The organism is Enterobacter sp. DC4 (assembly GCF_000568095.1).
Classification (GTDB): domain Bacteria; phylum Pseudomonadota; class Gammaproteobacteria; order Enterobacterales; family Enterobacteriaceae; genus Enterobacter; species Enterobacter pseudoroggenkampii.
Map to the genome: position 1 here is coordinate 437,630 of NZ_AZUB01000003.1, position 17,732 is coordinate 455,361.

General features: G+C 55.4%; 21 protein-coding genes. 6 read left to right on the forward strand and 15 right to left on the reverse strand.

The window, feature by feature from the left end; translation table 11 throughout:
• Nucleotides 1–5: 5 nt before the first annotated feature.
• The 8 genes from P349_RS12815 to pmbA all read right to left on the reverse strand — a co-directional run bounded on the left by P349_RS12815 (nt 6) and on the right by pmbA (nt 4,896).
• Entirely contained in the window at nt 6–647 is a 642-nt protein-coding gene (locus P349_RS12815; protein ID WP_024907276.1) for a DUF4310 family protein, read from the reverse strand.
• 13 nt (nt 648–660) lie between these two features.
• Nucleotides 661–1,437: a DUF4311 domain-containing protein gene (locus P349_RS12810; RefSeq protein WP_008501408.1), complete on the reverse strand. Its 777-nt coding sequence runs from the start codon at nt 1,435–1,437 to the stop codon at nt 661–663.
• 22 nt (nt 1,438–1,459) lie between these two features.
• Nucleotides 1,460–1,759: a DUF4312 family protein gene (locus P349_RS12805; RefSeq protein ID WP_006810338.1), complete on the reverse strand. Its 300-nt coding sequence runs from the start codon at nt 1,757–1,759 to the stop codon at nt 1,460–1,462.
• 2 nt (nt 1,760–1,761) lie between these two features.
• A complete protein-coding gene (locus tag P349_RS12800; protein ID WP_010427372.1) occupies nt 1,762–2,124 on the reverse strand; it encodes an SFCGS family glycine-rich protein in 363 nt (120 codons plus the stop codon).
• Nucleotides 2,125–2,134: 10 nt separating this feature from the next.
• Nucleotides 2,135–2,473, reverse strand: a complete 339-nt coding sequence (locus P349_RS12795; RefSeq protein WP_152540103.1) for a glycine dehydrogenase — start codon at nt 2,471–2,473, stop codon at nt 2,135–2,137.
• Nucleotides 2,474–2,870: 397 nt separating this feature from the next.
• Nucleotides 2,871–3,071 (reverse strand): hypothetical protein, encoded by a 201-nt coding sequence (locus tag P349_RS27045; protein ID WP_032664104.1) that lies wholly within the window; start codon nt 3,069–3,071, stop codon nt 2,871–2,873.
• 44 nt (nt 3,072–3,115) lie between these two features.
• Nucleotides 3,116–3,502 (reverse strand): cytochrome b562, encoded by a 387-nt coding sequence (gene cybC / locus P349_RS12790; RefSeq protein ID WP_032651443.1) that lies wholly within the window; start codon nt 3,500–3,502, stop codon nt 3,116–3,118.
• A 41-nt stretch (nt 3,503–3,543) separates the two neighbouring features.
• Nucleotides 3,544–4,896: a metalloprotease PmbA gene (pmbA, locus tag P349_RS12785; RefSeq protein WP_032651440.1), complete on the reverse strand. Its 1,353-nt coding sequence runs from the start codon at nt 4,894–4,896 to the stop codon at nt 3,544–3,546.
• A gap of 95 nt (nt 4,897–4,991) precedes the next feature.
• On the opposite strand from pmbA, the gene yjgA reads away from it, so the two are divergent.
• Entirely contained in the window at nt 4,992–5,543 is a 552-nt protein-coding gene (gene yjgA, locus P349_RS12780) for a ribosome biogenesis factor YjgA (protein WP_024907281.1), read from the forward strand.
• A 73-nt stretch (nt 5,544–5,616) separates the two neighbouring features.
• On the opposite strand, the gene mpl is transcribed toward yjgA, so the two are convergent.
• Nucleotides 5,617–6,996 carry a UDP-N-acetylmuramate:L-alanyl-gamma-D-glutamyl-meso-diaminopimelate ligase gene (gene mpl, locus P349_RS12775; RefSeq protein WP_024907282.1) on the reverse strand — a complete coding sequence of 460 codons (1,380 nt, stop codon included), beginning with the start codon at nt 6,994–6,996 and terminating at the stop codon, nt 5,617–5,619.
• Between the two features lie 197 nt (nt 6,997–7,193).
• Between mpl and fbp the strand changes: the two genes are divergently transcribed.
• Entirely contained in the window at nt 7,194–8,192 is a 999-nt protein-coding gene (gene fbp / locus P349_RS12770) for a class 1 fructose-bisphosphatase (protein WP_024907283.1), read from the forward strand.
• Between the two features lie 150 nt (nt 8,193–8,342).
• Entirely contained in the window at nt 8,343–8,699 is a 357-nt protein-coding gene (locus P349_RS12765; RefSeq protein WP_024907284.1) for a helix-turn-helix domain-containing protein, read from the forward strand.
• On the opposite strand, the gene P349_RS12760 is transcribed toward P349_RS12765, so the two are convergent.
• The 5 genes from P349_RS12760 to ytfQ all read right to left on the reverse strand — a co-directional run bounded on the left by P349_RS12760 (nt 8,671) and on the right by ytfQ (nt 14,951).
• Nucleotides 8,671–10,242 carry a methyl-accepting chemotaxis protein gene (locus P349_RS12760; protein ID WP_032651435.1) on the reverse strand — a complete coding sequence of 524 codons (1,572 nt, stop codon included), beginning with the start codon at nt 10,240–10,242 and terminating at the stop codon, nt 8,671–8,673. The genes P349_RS12765 and P349_RS12760 overlap by 29 nt on opposite strands.
• A gap of 93 nt (nt 10,243–10,335) precedes the next feature.
• Nucleotides 10,336–11,337, reverse strand: coding sequence for a galactofuranose ABC transporter, permease protein YjfF (gene yjfF / locus P349_RS12755; RefSeq protein ID WP_023334296.1), 1,002 nt, complete (start codon nt 11,335–11,337; stop codon nt 10,336–10,338).
• Nucleotides 11,324–12,349 carry a galactofuranose ABC transporter, ATP-binding protein YtfT gene (gene ytfT / locus P349_RS12750; RefSeq protein WP_193745662.1) on the reverse strand — a complete coding sequence of 342 codons (1,026 nt, stop codon included), beginning with the start codon at nt 12,347–12,349 and terminating at the stop codon, nt 11,324–11,326. The genes yjfF and ytfT overlap by 14 nt, the downstream gene beginning before the upstream one ends.
• Nucleotides 12,350–12,359: 10 nt before the next feature.
• Nucleotides 12,360–13,862 carry a galactofuranose ABC transporter, ATP-binding protein YtfR gene (ytfR, locus tag P349_RS12745; RefSeq protein ID WP_032651429.1) on the reverse strand — a complete coding sequence of 501 codons (1,503 nt, stop codon included), beginning with the start codon at nt 13,860–13,862 and terminating at the stop codon, nt 12,360–12,362.
• Nucleotides 13,863–13,994: 132 nt separating this feature from the next.
• The gene (ytfQ, locus tag P349_RS12740; protein ID WP_014882271.1) at nt 13,995–14,951 is read right to left on the reverse strand and encodes a galactofuranose ABC transporter substrate-binding protein YtfQ; all 957 of its coding nucleotides are present in this window, start codon (nt 14,949–14,951) and stop codon (nt 13,995–13,997) included.
• Between the two features lie 309 nt (nt 14,952–15,260).
• Between ytfQ and ppa the strand changes: the two genes are divergently transcribed.
• From ppa to P349_RS12725, 3 genes are all read left to right on the forward strand, one after another.
• Complete coding sequence (gene ppa / locus P349_RS12735; protein ID WP_010427397.1) at nt 15,261–15,791, forward strand: inorganic diphosphatase; 531 nt, start codon at nt 15,261–15,263, stop codon at nt 15,789–15,791.
• A gap of 225 nt (nt 15,792–16,016) precedes the next feature.
• Nucleotides 16,017–16,601: a hypothetical protein gene (locus P349_RS12730; RefSeq protein WP_023334293.1), complete on the forward strand. Its 585-nt coding sequence runs from the start codon at nt 16,017–16,019 to the stop codon at nt 16,599–16,601.
• Nucleotides 16,598–17,068: a hypothetical protein gene (locus P349_RS12725; RefSeq protein WP_032651426.1), complete on the forward strand. Its 471-nt coding sequence runs from the start codon at nt 16,598–16,600 to the stop codon at nt 17,066–17,068. Before P349_RS12730 ends, P349_RS12725 begins: the two co-directional genes overlap by 4 nt.
• 317 nt (nt 17,069–17,385) lie before the next feature.
• Here P349_RS12725 and P349_RS12715 read toward each other — a convergent pair whose 3' ends face one another.
• On the reverse strand, nt 17,386–17,730 hold the full coding sequence (locus P349_RS12715; RefSeq protein ID WP_024907288.1) for a gamma-glutamylcyclotransferase family protein: 345 nt from the start codon (nt 17,728–17,730) through the stop codon (nt 17,386–17,388).
• Between the last annotated feature and the right edge of the window lie 2 nt (nt 17,731–17,732).

Here is a 17,732-nt window from a genome sequence, read left to right on the forward strand (position 1 = left end):
GGGTATTAAAGGGCGACCGGGAACAGCCAGCCCAACAGCATTGCGCCGAGGATCGCGCCACCGGTGATCGGCTTCTGCCAGATGTAGAACACCAGCGCACCGAGCAGGGAACCGACGCCGATAGGAATGGAGGCGGTCATGGCGCTCAGGATAATCAACGGCCCGAGGAAGCGGCCGGAGGCGTTACCTGCGCCCATCATCACGTCTGCGCCGTAGGTGGAGTTGCTCTGGTTGATGGTGAACTTACGCGCCAGGATGATGACGTAGCCAATTGCCAGACCAATCACCAGGCCGGTGATCAGCGAAGCAATGAAGTTGGTCACCGGGAACATGATCCCCGCGCCCAGCAGCAGCGCCGGAACCCCGAGGCCCACGCCGGTCTGGATCGCACCGCCGATGTCGAGAATACCGACCAGCGACCCTTCGATAATACGGGCGAACAGGAAGCTCGCGCCGAACGCCGCCACCGCGCCGTAGACGCCGGTATCAATGCCCGCCTTCAGCATCGCCACGAAGGCCACTTCGTTAAACGCGCCGATGCCGTAGAGGTAATACATGTGCGTCCCGGCGAAGACGCCGGAGGAGAGCAGGCCAACAAAGATCGGAAACGACCAGTCGGCATACCAAAAACCTTTATTCTGTTCCATTTAGAGGCTCCTGTTATTTACCGCTGAGCGAGTTGTGGATCATGTCGAGCCAGTTCGGCACGGTCAGATGGAAGGATTCGATCATCTTCATGTCGAAGCCGCGGAAGAAGCCGCTCAGCACGAAGAGCAGGACGATAGCCGCCATCATCACTTTGGTGACGTGGTTCCAGCCGCTCTCTTCCACGCCTTTACCGATCAGGATCCCCAGCACCAGGCCCGGTACGGCGTTGCCCATAATCAGCTGCGCCGCGCCGCCGAAAATAGTGGCCCAGAAGCCCGATTTTTTACCCGCGTCGATGGCCGCCAGCCAGAAGATCACCGGCATCACGGTGTTCACCAGCAGGTTAGCCGCAGGCACCAGCACCTTCACGGCGGTGACCTGGAGCGCTGCCGGAACGGAGGAGGCGGTCAGGTTCAGGAAGGTCACGACGATCATGCCGATTACGCCGCAGGCAATCGCCATTTTGCGCGGGTCGTGCAGCGTTTCGCCGACGTTACGGTTTTTGATCATCAGTGCAGCAGCACCCCAGTTCGGGATGATGCGGTGGTCAACGTCCTGTGTGAAGGCACCTGCGGCCACGGAAGAGGCCCAGGCGTTAAAGAAGAAACCTAACCCAAAGGAGAAGTGGGACGCCGGATCCCCTTCACAGGAGTTCAGTTCCCCCAACGTACGAAACGCGCCCATACCCTGTGTGGTAGGCGCATGAAACATGCGTGCAGCCCCGGCGCCGACACCGACGCCAACCAGGCCGCCAATGATGAGCGATTTTATTAATATAATTAAGAACATCAGTCTGCCCTTTTATGAATAATCAGCGTTGCGTGACGAAATCCACCTGGTCAAGATTGATAGCGGTCACGTTGACGGTCACATCCAGCTCCACGCTGTAGGTGCGTCTTTCCCGGCGCAGAAAGAAGAACAGAAACGCTTCTTTACGCACCGCTTCTTGCGCCTGAACAACCTGCACATCCTGTGGCTCAATACGCAGTAAGATATGCGGTGAAGCTTTCATCACCGCGGCCTGAACGTGGTTGAGCGCGTCGGCAAAGGCGCGCGCTTTGGCGTCGCCTTTCCCCTTCACTCTCACCGTGGTTGTGAACTGTTCTTTCATGCTTATGCGCCGTATTTCTTCTGCCACGCCTGTACCAGACGCTCGCCCAGCTCTTCTTTATCCATAAAGCCAAAGCCCAGCACGTTGCAGCCTTCGTTGATGGCGGTCACGCCCTCTTCCACGGAACGCATGCCGTATTTGGCTTTGTAGCCATATTTGGTTTGGGCAGTGATGGCTCCCGCGCCGCCGCTGCCGCAGAAGGAGATGCCGAAGGTGGCGTTTTCCGCTTTCATCATGTCGCCGAGCTTCATGTCCGCCGCCATGCCCGGCACAACCACCGCGCGTCCACCTGCTTTTTCCACACCGGCAGCCACTTTCTGACCTTTACCCAGGCGATCGCCAATCACGACTGTAATCTGTTCCATGTGTTGCTCCTTAAAGGTTGTCTTTCGCGACTTCAAAGTGAACGGAGAGCAGCCAGGCTTCTTCATCAGGAAGATTGCCAAACTGCGCGACCACTTCACGGGCGAGCCGCATTGAATCCGGTGAAATTTCGTCAAACAGGTCTGCTTCAACCTCCGGCAGCGGCTCGCCGGTCACGGACCGGTGCGCCATGGCGCGCACGTGGGAGGTGAGCATCTGCTCCTGTACCGCATTGGGGATGATGTTGTTCCGGGCCAGCAGGGCATAAACCTGCTGCAGCATGGTGTTTGCGAGCTGTTCTGTTTGCTCTGCCTGTTCCCCAACGTCGTTCATTACCGCTCCGTTAATCACTGGTCTTACCCCGTTAATGGCTCTGGAATAAAACTAACGTTGGGGGGGAATTGTTTGTAGCGAGTTGTTTTCCACTTCGAAGTGGAAAGGCGAGCCGCGGCAGTGATCTGTGCCACATAAATGCGGTGAATCTGGATAAACCGCTGCATTTACGTGATGAATATCACGCTATTGCGCGGCCAAAACGGGGCAAGCAAAGCGGAAAAGATTACGAGCGGGCTCGTAGAAATGTGACGTGGATAAGGTTTTCTTATGGGGATCCGCTAGAGTGGCAACGGGTGCTTGAGACTGACCGTCTCAGGCATGGGACGGTAAGTGGAAAGCCCCGCCTGATAGAAAATCAGGGCGGGGGCTCGAAACGACACGTCGGACCGTGGAGTTCGCTACCTCGCCCGCTTTAAAGCAAGGAGGCATCCATGAAACGCCAAAACCCAGGCATTGGAGTTTTGATGATTATTGCTTTGACAATAATCATCTTAACGCTGGTGACGCGGAAAACACTGTGCGAGATCAGTTTTCGAAACGATTCTTTTGCAGTGACAGCGAGGATGGATTGTCGCTCCGGCCAGTAGGGAGCAAGGATGCGGGGGCGCGTCATGCGCCTCCGCATACGGGCAAAGGACGTACAGCTCAGGCACCCAATTAACGATACTTTTGGTGGTACGTGTTGCGCGTGGTCGCAAACTGCTCGGCCGCCGCCTGGGCTTCCTTCACTTTGCCTTCGTTAGCCAGCTTCAGCGCGCCGTCGATCTGGCCGACCAGCACGTCAAAGCCGTGGCGATAGTCTTTCATCTCTGCGCTGTCTGCGGCTTTGCTTTCCAGCTTAGGCGGGGTCGCTTTTTGGGCGTCCAGCGCCGCTTCACGCATTTTGGTCAGCGCGTCTTTCATTTCAGCCGCATTGTCCGTTTTCTGCACCACCTTCAGGTTTTGACCGAGGATGCCCATGTCGTCTTCAAGATCGGCAGCAAACGCAGAAGATCCAAGAACCAGCGTTGAAGCCGCGACGATCGCTAACAGGTGTTTACGCATTGCTCACTTCCTTTTTTATTATTAAAACGCCTTTACGGGTATTACTGGCCGGCGATTTTCATTTCCGGCAGAAGTACAGAACCACACTGTATATTGCTACGTGTTTCAATATCGTTACCGACCGTAACGATATTGCGCCACATGTCCTTCAGGTTGCCGGCAATCGTAATCTCGCTTACCGGATACTGGATTTCGCCGTTTTCCACCCAGAAGCCCGCAGCGCCGCGAGAGTAGTCTCCGGTGATGCCGCTTACGCCCTGGCCCATCAGCTCCGTGACGACCAGGCCGGTACCCATCTCTTTCAGCATCTGCTCAAAGTTCAGGCCCTGCCCGGCAATGCGCCAGTTGTGGATGCCGCCAGCGTGTCCGGTACTTTTCAGCCCCAGCTTGCGCGCGGAGTAATTAGTCAGCAGCCACTGGGTCAGCACGCCGTCTTTGACGATGTCACGACGTTCGGTACGCACGCCTTCGCTGTCGAACGGCGTGGAGGCCAGCCCTTTCAGCAGGTGCGGATGCTCTTCGATGGTCAACCATTCAGGCAGGATTTGCTTGCCCAGCGAGTCGAGCAGGAAGGTCGATTTACGATACACCGAGCCGCCCGCGATAGCGACCACCAGATGGCCAAACAGACCGGTTGCCACTTCGTTAGCAAAAATAACCGGGGCCTTCATGGTGGAGAGTTTGCGCGGCGACAGGCGAGACAGCGTGCGTTCGGCACACTCTTTACCCACCCACTCCGGAGACTGCAAGTCCCCCAGCGCGCGGCCAATGGTGTAAGCGTAGTCACGCTCCATGTCACCGTTCTCTTCGGCGATGACGCAGCTGGAGAGCGAATGACGGGTGGAGCAGTAGCCCTGCAGCATGCCGTGGCTGTTGCCGAAGACTTTGATGCCGTAGTGGCTGTTGAAGCTGCCGCCTTCGGTATTGGTGATGCGTTTATCCGCCTGCAGGGAAGCCTGCTCGGCGCGCGCGGCCAGTTCGATCGCTTCGTCCGGGGTCACTTCCGCCGGGTGGAAAAGATCGAGATCCGGCGCATCAAACGCCAGCAGCTCTTTATCCGCCACGCCTGCGTAAGGATCCGGGGAGGTATAACGGGCGATATCCAGCGCCGCCTGCACCGTACGGGCAATGGCATCCGGACTGAGATCGGTGGATGACGCGCTGCCTTTGCGATTCAGGTGATACACCGTGATCCCCAGCGCGCCGTCGCTGTTGAATTCGACATTCTCCACTTCGCCATAGCGGGTACTCACGCTGATGCCGGTGGTTTTGCTGACCGCCACTTCGGCGCCATCTGATTTTTCTGAAGCAAGCATCAGCGCGGTGGAGACGGCTTCTTCAAGAATCTTACGCTGCGCTTCAACTTGTGAGGTTACTTTCATCGCAAATGCCATACTGTAAGAGAGAGTTATCTGAAGTCTAACAGAGAACCGTTTTTCAGTGCGCGTCTTAACTGGTAACATTAGCCTCTTTTTTTAAGGAGCCTGACATGACTAAGCAGCCCGAAGACTGGCTCGACGACGTTCCCGGTGATGACATCGAAGACGAAGATGATGAGATCATCTGGGTCAGTAAAAGTGAAATTAAACGTGACGCCGAAGAGTTAAAACACCTTGGCGCGGAAATGGTAGAACTGGGTAAAAACGCGCTGGACAAGATCCCGCTCGACCAGGATCTGCGTGATGCCATTGAACTGGCACAGAAAATCAAAAAAGAAGGCCGTCGTCGCCAGCTTCAGCTTATCGGGAAAATGCTGCGTCAGCGCGATGTTGATCCGATCCGCCAGGCGCTGGACAAGCTGAAAAACCGCCACAACCAGCAGGTTGCGCTGTTCCACAAGCTGGAGCAGATCCGCGATCGCCTGATTGAACAGGGTGATGACGCCGTACCGGAAGTGCTGAACCTGTGGCCGGATGCCGACCGCCAGCAGCTGCGTTCCTTGATCCGCAACGCGAAGAAAGAGAAAGAAGGGAATAAGCCGCCGAAGTCTGCGCGCCTGATTTTCCAGTATCTGCGCGAGCTGTCTGAGAACGAAGAGTAATCCCCCTCTCCCCAGAGAGGCGAGGGAGAAAAGAACGTAGGCCCGGTAAGCGCAAGCGCCACCGGGCTTTTTTTTACGCGTCGGCGGCCGCTTCCGCTTTCTTCGTAAGACCGTCCAGCAGCTTCTGATGGATCCCACCAAAACCGCCGTTGCTCATCACCAGAATGTGGTCGCCAGGCTGAGCGGCTTTCACCACCATATCCGCGAGCGCATCCACATCCGCGCTCCAGTGCGCAGGCTGAATGCAGGCATCGGCGACTTCCGCCACCTGCCACGGAATATGCTGCGGCTGCAGCAGGAAGACTTCATCGGCACGTCCTAACGACGGCGCGAGGTCATCTTTGCAGATGCCCATCTTCATGGTGTTCGAGCGCGGTTCCAGCACCGCCAGAATGCGCGCGGTACCGCCGACCTTGCCACGCAGGGCAGCAAGCGTGGCCAGAATGGCCGTTGGGTGGTGCGCGAAATCGTCATACACGGTAACGCCGTGGGCTTCACCGCGCAGCTCCAGACGGCGGCGGGCATTGATAAACGAGCCCAGCGCATTGGCTGCATCCGCAGGCAGCACGCCCACGTGACGCGCTGCTGCAATCGCCATCAGGCCGTTGTGCATGTTGTGTTCGCCCACCAGGCCCCACTTCACCTCACCCACTTTTTCACCGTCGAGCAGCACTTCCCACTCGGAGGCATCGGCGTTGAGTTTCTTCGCCTGCCAGTGGCCCTGCTCGCCCACCAGCTCCTGCTCGCTCCAGCAGCCCATCGCCATCGTCTGTTTCAGGTTGATGTCGTTCTCCGGCAGGATGATGCGGCCCTGACCCGGAACAATGCGCACCAGGTGGTGGAACTGTTTCTGGATCGCTTTCAGGTCGTCAAAGATATCCGCGTGGTCGAACTCAAGGTTGTTGAGGATCAGCGTGCGCGGGCAGTAATGCACGAACTTAGAACGCTTGTCGAAGAACGCGCAGTCATACTCGTCGGCTTCGATCACAAAGAACGGGCTATCGCCCAGACGCGCAGAGACGTCGAAATTACCCGGTACGCCGCCGATCACGAAGCCCGGCTTGTAGCCGCAGGCTTCGAGGATCCAGGTAGCCATGCCCGCGGTCGTGGTTTTGCCGTGGGTACCGGCAACGGCAACCACCCAGCGGTCGCGCAGGACGAAGTCATGCAGCCACTGAGGGCCGGACATGAACGGAATATTGCGTTCCAGTACCGCCTCGACGCACGGATTGCCGCGGGTCATGGCGTTGCCAATGATCACCAGGTCCGGCTCGGGATCCAGCTGGCTGGCATCGTAGCCCTGAATTAAAGCGATGCCCTGTTTCTCCAGAAGTGTGCTCATCGGCGGATACACATTGGCGTCCGAACCTGTCACTTCATGGCCCAGCGAGCGCGCCAGCATTGCCAGTCCGCCCATGAAAGTGCCACAAATCCCCAATATATGAATGCGCATACGTCACTATCCTTCTTCAATGTGGCGCACATTTTACTCACATGTTAGCGGCTGTGAAACGCATTTCAGGTAAATCCGTATGTTGCTGGCGCGATTCACCTCTGCGCTAATATTTGAATGTTTGTTAAGATTGTTGGGCTTTAGTCGTTTTAGTGAACATACAATCGCTCTACTCACAAAGATGCAGGGAAAGTGTTATGAAAACGTTAGGTGAATTTATTGTCGAAAAGCAGCACGAGTTCTCTCATGCTACCGGTGAACTCACTGCTTTGCTGTCGGCAATAAAGCTGGGCGCTAAGATCATCCACCGTGATATCAACAAGGCCGGTCTGGTCGATATCCTGGGTGCCAGCGGTGCCGAGAACGTTCAGGGCGAGGTTCAACAGAAGCTCGATCTGTTCGCAAATGAAAAATTGAAAGCTGCACTGCGCGCGCGCGACATCGTTGCGGGTATCGCCTCTGAAGAAGAAGATGAAATTGTTGTTTTCGAAGGGTGTGAACACGCTAAATACGTTGTTCTGATGGATCCGCTCGACGGCTCCTCAAACATCGACGTTAACGTTTCTGTCGGTACCATTTTCTCCATCTACCGCCGCGTCACGCCTGTTGGCACGCCGGTGACCGAAGAAGATTTCCTGCAGCCGGGCATTAATCAGGTTGCTGCCGGTTACGTCGTTTATGGCTCCTCCACCATGCTGGTGTATACCACCGGGTGCGGGGTTCACGCCTTTACGTACGATCCATCACTGGGCGTTTTCTGTCTGAGCCAGGAACGCATGCGCTTCCCGCAGAAGGGCAACACCTACTCCATCAACGAAGGCAACTACATCCGATTCCCGAACGGCGTGAAGAAGTACATTAAATTCTGCCAGGAAGAAGATAAAGCGACCCAGCGCCCGTACACGTCCCGTTATATTGGCTCTCTGGTCGCGGATTTCCATCGTAACCTGCTGAAAGGCGGTATCTACCTCTACCCAAGCACCGCCAGCCACCCGGACGGGAAACTGCGTCTGCTGTACGAATGCAACCCGATGGCGTTCCTTGCTGAACAGGCGGGCGGCAAGGCGAGCGACGGTAAAGAGCGTATTCTGGACATCGTGCCGGAAAGCCTTCACCAGCGCCGTTCATTCTTCGTCGGCAACAACCACATGGTTGAAGACGTTGAACGTTTTATCCGTGAGTACCCGGACGCGTAATCCCTCTCTTCAGGGGAGCCTGTCCGGCTCCCCTTGTCATTTATATATTTTACCGTATAAGTGTTTATAAAAAACATGCTTTAATATTCACCACTGCTCCTGCATTATTTCCATAACAGTTTGACAGATATTTCGTGGAGCAGAATTGCAATGAAAAATTATTCCCGTGCTAATACCGGCATTGATTTAAATCTTATCCCTGTATTTATTGAAATCGTCCGCTGCGGCAGCATGGCAAAGGCCTCTTTGCGTCTGGAGATGTCCCGTCCTGCGGTGAGTCTGGCATTAAAGCGCTTTAATCAACTCTTTGATGAGCCGTTATTTTTCCGTAAAGGTTTATACCTTGAACCGACTGAAAAAGCGTTAGCCTTAACCAGCTCGCTGGAAATATTAATGGGCGAAATTCACGATAATATCGGGGCGCTTAATTCCGGAAGGAATAAAACCCCGGCACAGAACGTACCGGGGCTGGGTAATATTATGCCGCGTTCTGAGTCGTCACTTTGAATGATGACATGGCTTCCATCAGCTGACGCGACTGCTCCTCAAGGGAGCGGGTCGCGGCGGAGGATTGCTGCACCAGCGCCGCATTCTGCTGCGCGGTTTCGTCCATCTGGTTCACCGCAATATTCACCTGCTCAATGCCCCGGCTCTGCTCCTGAGACGCGGTCGCAATCTCTCGCATCAGTTTGGTCATGCGCAGCACTTCGGTTGCGATCTCGTCCATCGTTTCACCAGCCCGCTGGGCCAGCTCGCTCCCCTCGTTAACGTGGGTCTGCGAATCACTGATTAGCGTTCGGATCTCTTTCGCCGCGTCGGCGCTGCGGCTTGCAAGGTTTCGCACCTCGCCTGCGACGACGGCAAACCCGCGCCCCTGCTCGCCCGCGCGCGCCGCTTCCACGGAGGCGTTAAGCGCCAGGATATTGGTCTGGAAGGCAATGCCGTCGATCACGCTCAGGATGTCGGCGATGCGCGCCGAGCTGCCGGAAATATCGCGCATTTTTTCAATCACATAGCAGACCATCTCGCTGCCGTGATCGGCCGTGTCGGACACCGATTTCGCCAGCTGGTGCGCCTGCTCGGCGTTATCGGCGTTGAGTTTCACCGTGGCGGTGATCTGTTCCATACTGGCCGCCGTCTGCTCCAGCGACGTGGCGGTGGATTCCGTACGTTCGGCAAGATCGCGGTTTCCCAGCGTCAGCTCGCGGCTACCGGTGTCAATTTGCGCGCTGGCATCGCGTACCCGCACAACCGAGTTCATCAGCGACTGGCGCATCTCCTCTATCACCGCGTTGAGGCGGTTAAACTCCTGGCTCGCGGGGGCATTCAGCGTATGGGTTAAATCCCCCGCTGCCACGTTCTCCAGTTGAGCAATGGAGGCCGAGAGCGGCTTGAGCAGCATATGGCGCAGCACCAGCCAGGCGAGCACGATAATGCCCGCCGTCAGCAGCGCTGCGACGATAATCAGGATCAGGACGCGGGTTTTACTCGACTGCACGGCGCTCACTTCCGCCTGACCCCGCGCTTCGCTCCATTTCTGAAACGCCTGCATATCGTTATCAAACTGCTTCGCCACCGGAATCAACGTCTTCTCGAGCAGATCGTAATACCCGTCCGCGCTCTGGTCATTCAGCGTTTTCAGCATCGGGTTGATCCCCTGCTGGCTATACGTCGCCAGGCTGGCCGCCACTTTATCGAGCAACTGTTGTCCCTGCTCGTCAGCCACGCCGCCCTCGATTACCCCTTTCAGCGTTTTCTGGGCCAGGGCAACTTCCTGATTGATGTTTTTTACCGCGTTGGCCGCATCGTCCAGCATGCCGATTTCCATCATGCGGACGGCCTGACCCGCTTCATTGCGCGCGCGCAGGAGCAGCGTATAGCCTGAATTAAGCTGCACCATCTGCTCACCCTGAAGGTGATTAATACGCTGCAGCGAAGAAGAACTCTGTGTGAGGGCATAAATGCCAATGCCGCTGACAATCAGCAGCAGAAGGGTCATAACGGCCAGTAAAGAGAGCAAGCCGGTACGAATCGATAGCGTTTTAAGCATGATATTATTTCCGGTAGCGAGATATTTCTGGGCATAAAAAAAGAGTATCGGCCGCTACCGGAAAATGTTTAGACTTTAAGCAAATTCAGCGTGTTATCGCTCTGTTACCGATGTGTTTACACGGGTAACAGGCGAGCTTTGACGGTTCTCCCAGAGCACCGTCAGCCCCCGCTGCAGGGCAATAAAAATAAACAGCAAAATGCCGATGGCGATCTTCGTCCACCAGGAGCTGAGCGTGCCGTCAAAGTTGATATAGGTTTGTATCAGCCCCTGGATGGCCACGCCGAACAGCGTCCCCAGCACCGTGCCCACGCCGCCGCTGAGCAGCGTACCGCCAATAACCACAGAAGCAATCGCATCCAGCTCGACGCCCACGCCTGCAAGGGCATAGCCCGCCTGGGTATACACCGAGAAGACGATACCCGCCAGCGTCGCCAGGCCGGTCGAGAGCATATAGATGCGAATAGTCGTGCTGCGGGTTGAAATGCCCATCAGGTTGGCCGACGTGGCGTTACCGCCGATGGCGTAAACCTGATTGCCAAACCGGGTACGGTGAGCGAGGAAGATGCCAATCACTACCACGCCCAGCATCAGCAGCCCCATCGCGCTCAGGCGGCCGCCGCCGGGAATTTTCCACGCCAGGCTGGAGAGCGTGTCGTAGATGGGGTGGTTAATTGGAATCGACTCTTCCGACACCAGATAGCTCACCCCACGGAGGAAGAACATCCCGGCGAGGGTGATGATAAAGGCAGGGATTTTCAGCGCGTCGATCAGCAGCCCCATAAAAGCACCAAACGCACAGCCCATCGCCAGCACCAGCGGAAACGCCACCAGCGGAGAGATGCCCCAGAAGCCGATTGCCTTCGCGAGGAACACGCCCGTAAACGCGATCACCGACCCAACGGAGAGATCGATCCCGCCGGAGAGGATCACAAAGGTCATACCGACGGCGATAATGCCTAAAAAGGCGTTATCGGTCAGGATATTGCAAATCACGCGCGTCGAGGCAAAACCGGGGAACTGCGTCAGACAGTAGAGGTACCCCAGCACAAACACGCCCAGCGTGATCATTAACGGTAAATTACGTTTTATCATGGCCACGGATCCCCTTAATGATGCTGACAAAGCGCGGCGACTGGACGATCAGCACGCAGAGCACGACCACCGCCTTCACCACCTGGTTAAGCTCCGGCTGGAATCCCGACAGCAGGATCCCGGTGTTCATGCCCTGAATGATCAGGGCGCCGATCACCGAGAGCAGCAGGTTAAAGCGCCCGCCCATCAGCGACCCGCCGCCGATCACCACCGCGAGGATCGCGTCCAGCTCCAGCCAGAGTCCCGCGTTGTTGGCATCGGCCCCGCGAATATCCGCCGCGACGATGACCCCGGCGATGGCGGCGCAGACGCCGCTCAGCACGTAGGTCAGCATTACCATCAGCCGGGTGTTGACGCCGGCGTTCCGCGCGGCGCGGATGTTGATCCCGACGGCCTCAATGAACATGCCCAGCGCCGTTTTGCGGGTGAAGAGCCAGAAGACAACGAGCGTGACCAGGGCAATAATCACCGGCGTCGGGAAGAACAGAAGGTTGCCGCTACCGAGCCACGCCAGGCTCGGGGAGTTGAAGGTCACAATCTGGCCGGAGGTTATCAGCTGCGCGACGCCGCGCCCGGCCACCATTAAAATCAGCGTGGCAACGAAGGGCTGAATTTTCAGTACCGCCACCAGAATACCGTTCCATAATCCTGCCAGCACGCCGGTGCCTAAGGCTGCCAGCAGGATCACCGGCAGGCTATGTTCGGCCACGGTCATGGAGGCGGCCGTAGCCCCGGCGATAGCCATCACCGCGCCGACGGAGAGGTCAATCCCGCCTGTGGCGATGACCAGCGTCATCCCGATGGCCAGCAGCGCCACGGGCGCGGCACGGTTTAAAATGTCTATCGGGCTGCCAAACAGGCGGCCATCCTGCACGATGATCTGGAAGAAATGCGGCGCGACCAGGCTATCCACCAGCAGAACCACCAGCAGCGCCGCGATTTGCGGCGTGCCGGTTGGCCAGCTGAAGCGGCGCTTTGACTCACCGGTTTGCGAAAGCGAACGGGGCATCACGATTCACTCCTTATGCCGCGATGGCATTCATGATCGCCGGAACGGACAGCTTATCCAGCGGGATCTCTGCCACCTGCTTGCGATCGCGCATGATGATGACGCGATCGGCATAGCCCACCAGCTCTTCCAGCTCGGAGGAAATGACCAGCAGCGCCAGGCCGTCCGCGCACAGGGTTTCGATAAGCCGGATAATTTCGGCGTGCGCCCCTACGTCAATGCCGCGGGTCGGTTCGTCGAGGATCAGGAACTGGGGTTTGGTCAGCAGCCAGCGCGACAGCAGCACTTTCTGCTGGTTACCGCCGGAGAGGAATTCAATGGGCTGTTCCGCGCTCGGGGTGCGGATGCCGAGCTGGCGGATAAAGCGCTCGGCAATGGCGTTTTGCTCGCGCTTAGGGATCGGCCGTAGCCAGCCGCGCTGCGCCTGTAGCGCCAGAATGATATTTTCCCGCACCGAGGCCGCGGCAATAATGCCGTCCGTTTTCCGGTCCTCCGGGCAGAAGCCGACGCCCAGACAGGAGGCCTGATGCGGCGATCGCAGGGTCTGCGGTTTGCCCTTGATCAGCGCGCTGCCGCTGTCGGCAGGCTTGATCCCGAAGATCACCTCGGCGGTCTCGGTCCGGCCGGAGCCCAGCAGGCCCGCCAGCCCGACAATTTCGCCTGGCCGCACCTCAAGGTTAAACGGCGAGATCACCCCTTTTTTGCCGTAATCGCTGAACGCGGCGACCGGTTTCTCGCTCAGCAGCGTGCGCCCTGCACGCTGGAGGGCGTTGGTCTCCAGCTCGCGGCCCAGCATCATTTTTACCAGCTCGATTTGCGGCAGCTCGCGGGTTTCGCGGCAGCCGACAACGCTGCCGTTGCGCAGCACCGTAATGCGATCGCTCACCTCATACACCTGTTCGAGGAAGTGGGTGACGAAGATCAGGCTGACGCCCTGATCGCGCAGCTGGCGCATCAGGGTAAAGAGCATCTCCACCTCCTGGGTATCGAGGCTGGCGGTGGGTTCGTCAAGGATCAGCACCTTTGCCGAGAGATCGATCGCGCGACAAATGGCGACGATCTGCTGCATCGCCACGGAAAAGCGGTTCAGCGGCTCGCGGACGTCGAGGGAGAAGCCGTACGATTCCATCAGCGTTGTCGCCCGCGCTTCCATCTCTTTGCGGCGCAGCAGGCCAAAACGGCGTGGCTCACGGCCAATAAACAGGTTATCCGCCACCGACATATTCGGCAGCAGGTTCACTTCCTGGTACACCGTCCCGATCCCCAGCTGCTGGGCATGGGCGGTGTTTTTGGGCGAAATGGCGTTGCCTTCCAGCCAGATGGTGCCGCGGTCGGCGTGATAAACACCGGTCAGGGATTTTATCAGCGTCGATTTTCCCGCGCCGTTCTCGCCCAGCAGCGCCATGATCTCCCCGCGCCGCAGGCTGAAATCAACGCTATCCAGCGCCTTTACGCCGGGGAAGAATTTACTCAAGCCCTCTGTGCGGAGGATTTCCTGGTGTTGTTCAGTGGTCATGGTTTCCCCCTCACCCTGACCCTCTCCCCGGAGGGGAGAGGGGATTGATCGTGCCAATTGTTAATATCCAGCTCCGCCCTGCCTTTCTCCCTCTCCCCTCCGGGGAGAGGGCTGGGGTGAGGGGCGCGGGTCTTAATAGCCCATATTTTTCTTCTTCTCTAACTCCTCTTTCGCCGTATCAGGCAGGTAGAGGGTGGACTTGGTGACCGTCACTTTCTCCGGCATCGTGCCGTCTTTCTTGAATTTCTCCAGCGCGTCGAATGCCGGACCCGCCATGTTTGGCGTCAGCTCCACGCTGGCGTTGGCTTCGCCGTCGATCATCGCTTTGTAGATGTCCGGCACGCCGTCGATAGAGCCGGTGAGGATATCTTTGCCCGGCTTCAGACCCGCTTCTTTAATCGCCTGAATCGCACCGATCACCATGTCATCGTTGTGGGCGTAAACCATGCAGATGTTCTTGCCGTTGTTTTCAGCCTTAATGAAGCTCTCCATAACCTCTTTACCTTTACTACGGGTAAAGTCGCCGGACTGAGAGCGGATAATCTTAATGTTTGGCGCTTTCGCGATGGCTTCAGCAAAGCCTTTTTTACGGTCGATGGCCACGCTCGCCCCGACGGTACCCTGCAGCTCAACGACGTTACACGGCTTGCCGTCGACCTGCTTCACCAGCCAGTCGCCAATCAATTGCCCTTCAAGCACGTTGTTGGCGGTGACGGTGGTCATATAGAGGGATTTGTCTTTGACGTCGATGGAACGGTCGAGCAGGAAGACCGGGATCTCAGCGTCTTTCGCTTCCTTCAGGACGGGTTCCCAGCCGGTCGCCACGACGGGTGCAATAAAGATGGCATCCACGCCCTGGGCGATAAAGGAGCGCACGGCTTTGATCTGATTCTCTTGTTTTTGCTGACCATCGGCGATTTTCAGGGTAATGCCGCGTTTCTGAGCCTCGCTTTTCGCCACGTTGGTTTCTGCCGCTCGCCAGCCAGATTCAGAGCCGACTTGCGAAAAACCTACGGTTAAGGGAGCGGCCATCGCCATAGACGACATGGCTGCCGAAACTGCTGTGACCAGGAGTAAGCGCTTCCACATATGAACGTCCTCGTAGGGTGAGTTATTGTTGGTTAAAAGATGTTCTGCGGAATGACTATAGCCCATGAAATATGTAACGAATTGCGTTACATCACACTTCAGAAAAGTGAATAAAACGTTAATCACAAGTTTGTAATCGCTTTCATTTCGCCATGAAAAATGCGGCTGAGTTTATGGATTTTCCTGTCATGGAATCGGTCTGAAAAGTGGAGAAAGCGGGGAGATAAAGCGAAAACAGGCGGAGACATTCAGCGCGAGTTGGCTATAATACCTGCCACTTGTTTACCATCCATTTTAAAGGACACCGACATGAGCTTACTCAACGTCCCAGCGGGTAAAGAACTGCCAGAAGACATCTACGTAGTTATCGAAATCCCGGCTAACGCAGATCCGATCAAATACGAAGTGGACAAAGAGAGCGGCGCCCTGTTCGTAGACCGTTTCATGTCTACCGCGATGTTCTATCCGTGCAACTACGGTTACATCAACCACACCCTGTCTCTGGACGGTGACCCAGTTGACGTGCTGGTCCCAACGCCATACCCACTGGAGCCAGGCTCCGTCATTCGCTGCCGTCCAGTTGGCGTGCTGAAAATGACCGACGAATCCGGTGAAGATGCGAAGCTGGTTGCGGTACCGCACACCAAGCTGAGCAAAGAATACGATCACATCAAAGATGTGAACGACCTGCCAGAGCTGCTGAAAGCGCAGATCACTCACTTCTTCGAGCACTACAAAGACCTCGAAAAAGGCAAGTGGGTTAAAGTTGACGGCTGGGACAACGCAGAAGCGGCGAAAGCGGAAATCATCGCCTCTTTCGAACGCGCTGCTAAGAAGTAATTCTTACTGCTGATTGATGAAAGCCCCGCTGATCGGGGCTTTTTTATTTCGTTGGTTAAAAGCGGCACAAACAGATTATTTAAGAAAAATCCCATTCCTTTTTGATTTGGATATTAAAAAAAAGCAAAGACGCCCTATCATTTATGGTGGGAGTGGTTGAATAGCCAGGCTGTTCGCAACATACTGTCATGATGAACATTAATCCCCCTTCCTTACAGGATTCATATGTCATCCATTAACATTGACGTTGCCCGCCCAACTGGGATTTATTTTATCATTGAACGGCTTTATTCCCGCGATGGTCTTATGCCTTCTATTGGGGAAATCAGCCCCTCTTTAACACAGGTGCACCGTACTGTCATTCAGCTAAAACGCAAGCAAGATATGTTTATGGATGGCGTTAAGGTTTCCCCTAAAGATATTACCCTTTGGCAACAGATAAAATATATTACGGGTTCAAAAGTAACGACCAAAGATACAGATGCGTTAGTGTATACGACCGATTTTATTGGCTCTCTTGTTGCCACAACGCCTTTAGGTAATATTGAGCATGAAAATATTCCTCGGTTCCTCACGACAGAGTCTATCCACTCCCTGCCACAGGCGGTGAGCTATGGGCGGGATCCCATCCCACAAGTTCTTCTTTATGGTCGTAAGGATATTGTCTTCTTTATGGACAATGGTGGTAAAGGTACGCCAACCGCTATTGCAAAATATAACCACAATACTCGTGACCTTGCCATAATCAAAGATCAGCTAGAAGCCAGTAAAACGATGAAGGAACTGCTATCTAAAGGAGCAAAATTATGAGTAAGAAAAGCCATATTGTGAGCCTATTCATCCTTATTGTTGCCTCCTTTATCTTTGGCAGAAGTACGTATGTTGAATATCTGTCATGGTACTATGGAAGCGATAATTTAATATTCAGCGAAATAAATAGTTCTTTACTATCCAGTTTATTTAACGGGCTTTACTTCGCTCTATCAGCAAGTATTATTTATGCGTCACTTACTCTATTAAAAAGAATCCCAGGAAATATTATCACTTCTTGTCTGCTTCAGTTCTGTATTAACATCGGGCTGTATACGCTTTTTGTTGCAGTAGATAGAGGATATAGTAAATTACATACTTTAGGCTCGGGTGCTACTGATATTACCCACAGCTATTTTTTAGGGGCGTTGCTGACGAGCACACTCCTGACCGTCGCGATCGTGAGCGTTATACATGCTAAGTTTCTTTCTTCAAAGCATAAAGATGGGCTACATAAAGGCGTTTGACTGTTACGGCAAAGACAGCAAATGGCAGTATCTCTGCATCATGACATTCCAGCTTGCCTGGTTTTTGTTTTACTTATGGATCCCTTATCGAAGCGATTATGCGATTCTGCTGTTTTTACTGTTTTTCCTGCCCGTCATTTCAAGCAATACGCGGTGCATAAACTACTATGGCCGTTCACGCGCCCTGTGTTTGTTATGGCTTATTGCCCCCTATATCATGCTGTTCGTTCCTCTGTTTTTAACCCGGCGCCGGGATACAGAAGAGAGTTGAAGGAGCAAAAAAAAACAACGCCACCTCACGGTGGCGTTGTCGTTTTTCAGTACTGGTCTCTGTCTAACCAGTTACCGCTTACAATCCGCGTTAACCCTTCGACCGGACGCTGGTAGACATACATCCACGCACTTCCGTACGGCGTCTGGATCAACTGGCGCGCGTATTCACCGCCCCTGGTGCGCAAGGCATCAAGTTCGGCAAGCGTCGCGTTATCAATACGATAGACTTCACCCTGTACTGTTCCTTCGCCCGGAACCGCGCCTGGATAGTGGCCCAGGCTGTACAACTGGTAGTTCTCGATATTGTAATTCCCCAGCAGCAGGGCATTGGTCATCCAGTGACTGTTGCCTTGCCTGGTTCTTAAACTGCCGTAGACAAATATTCGCATTG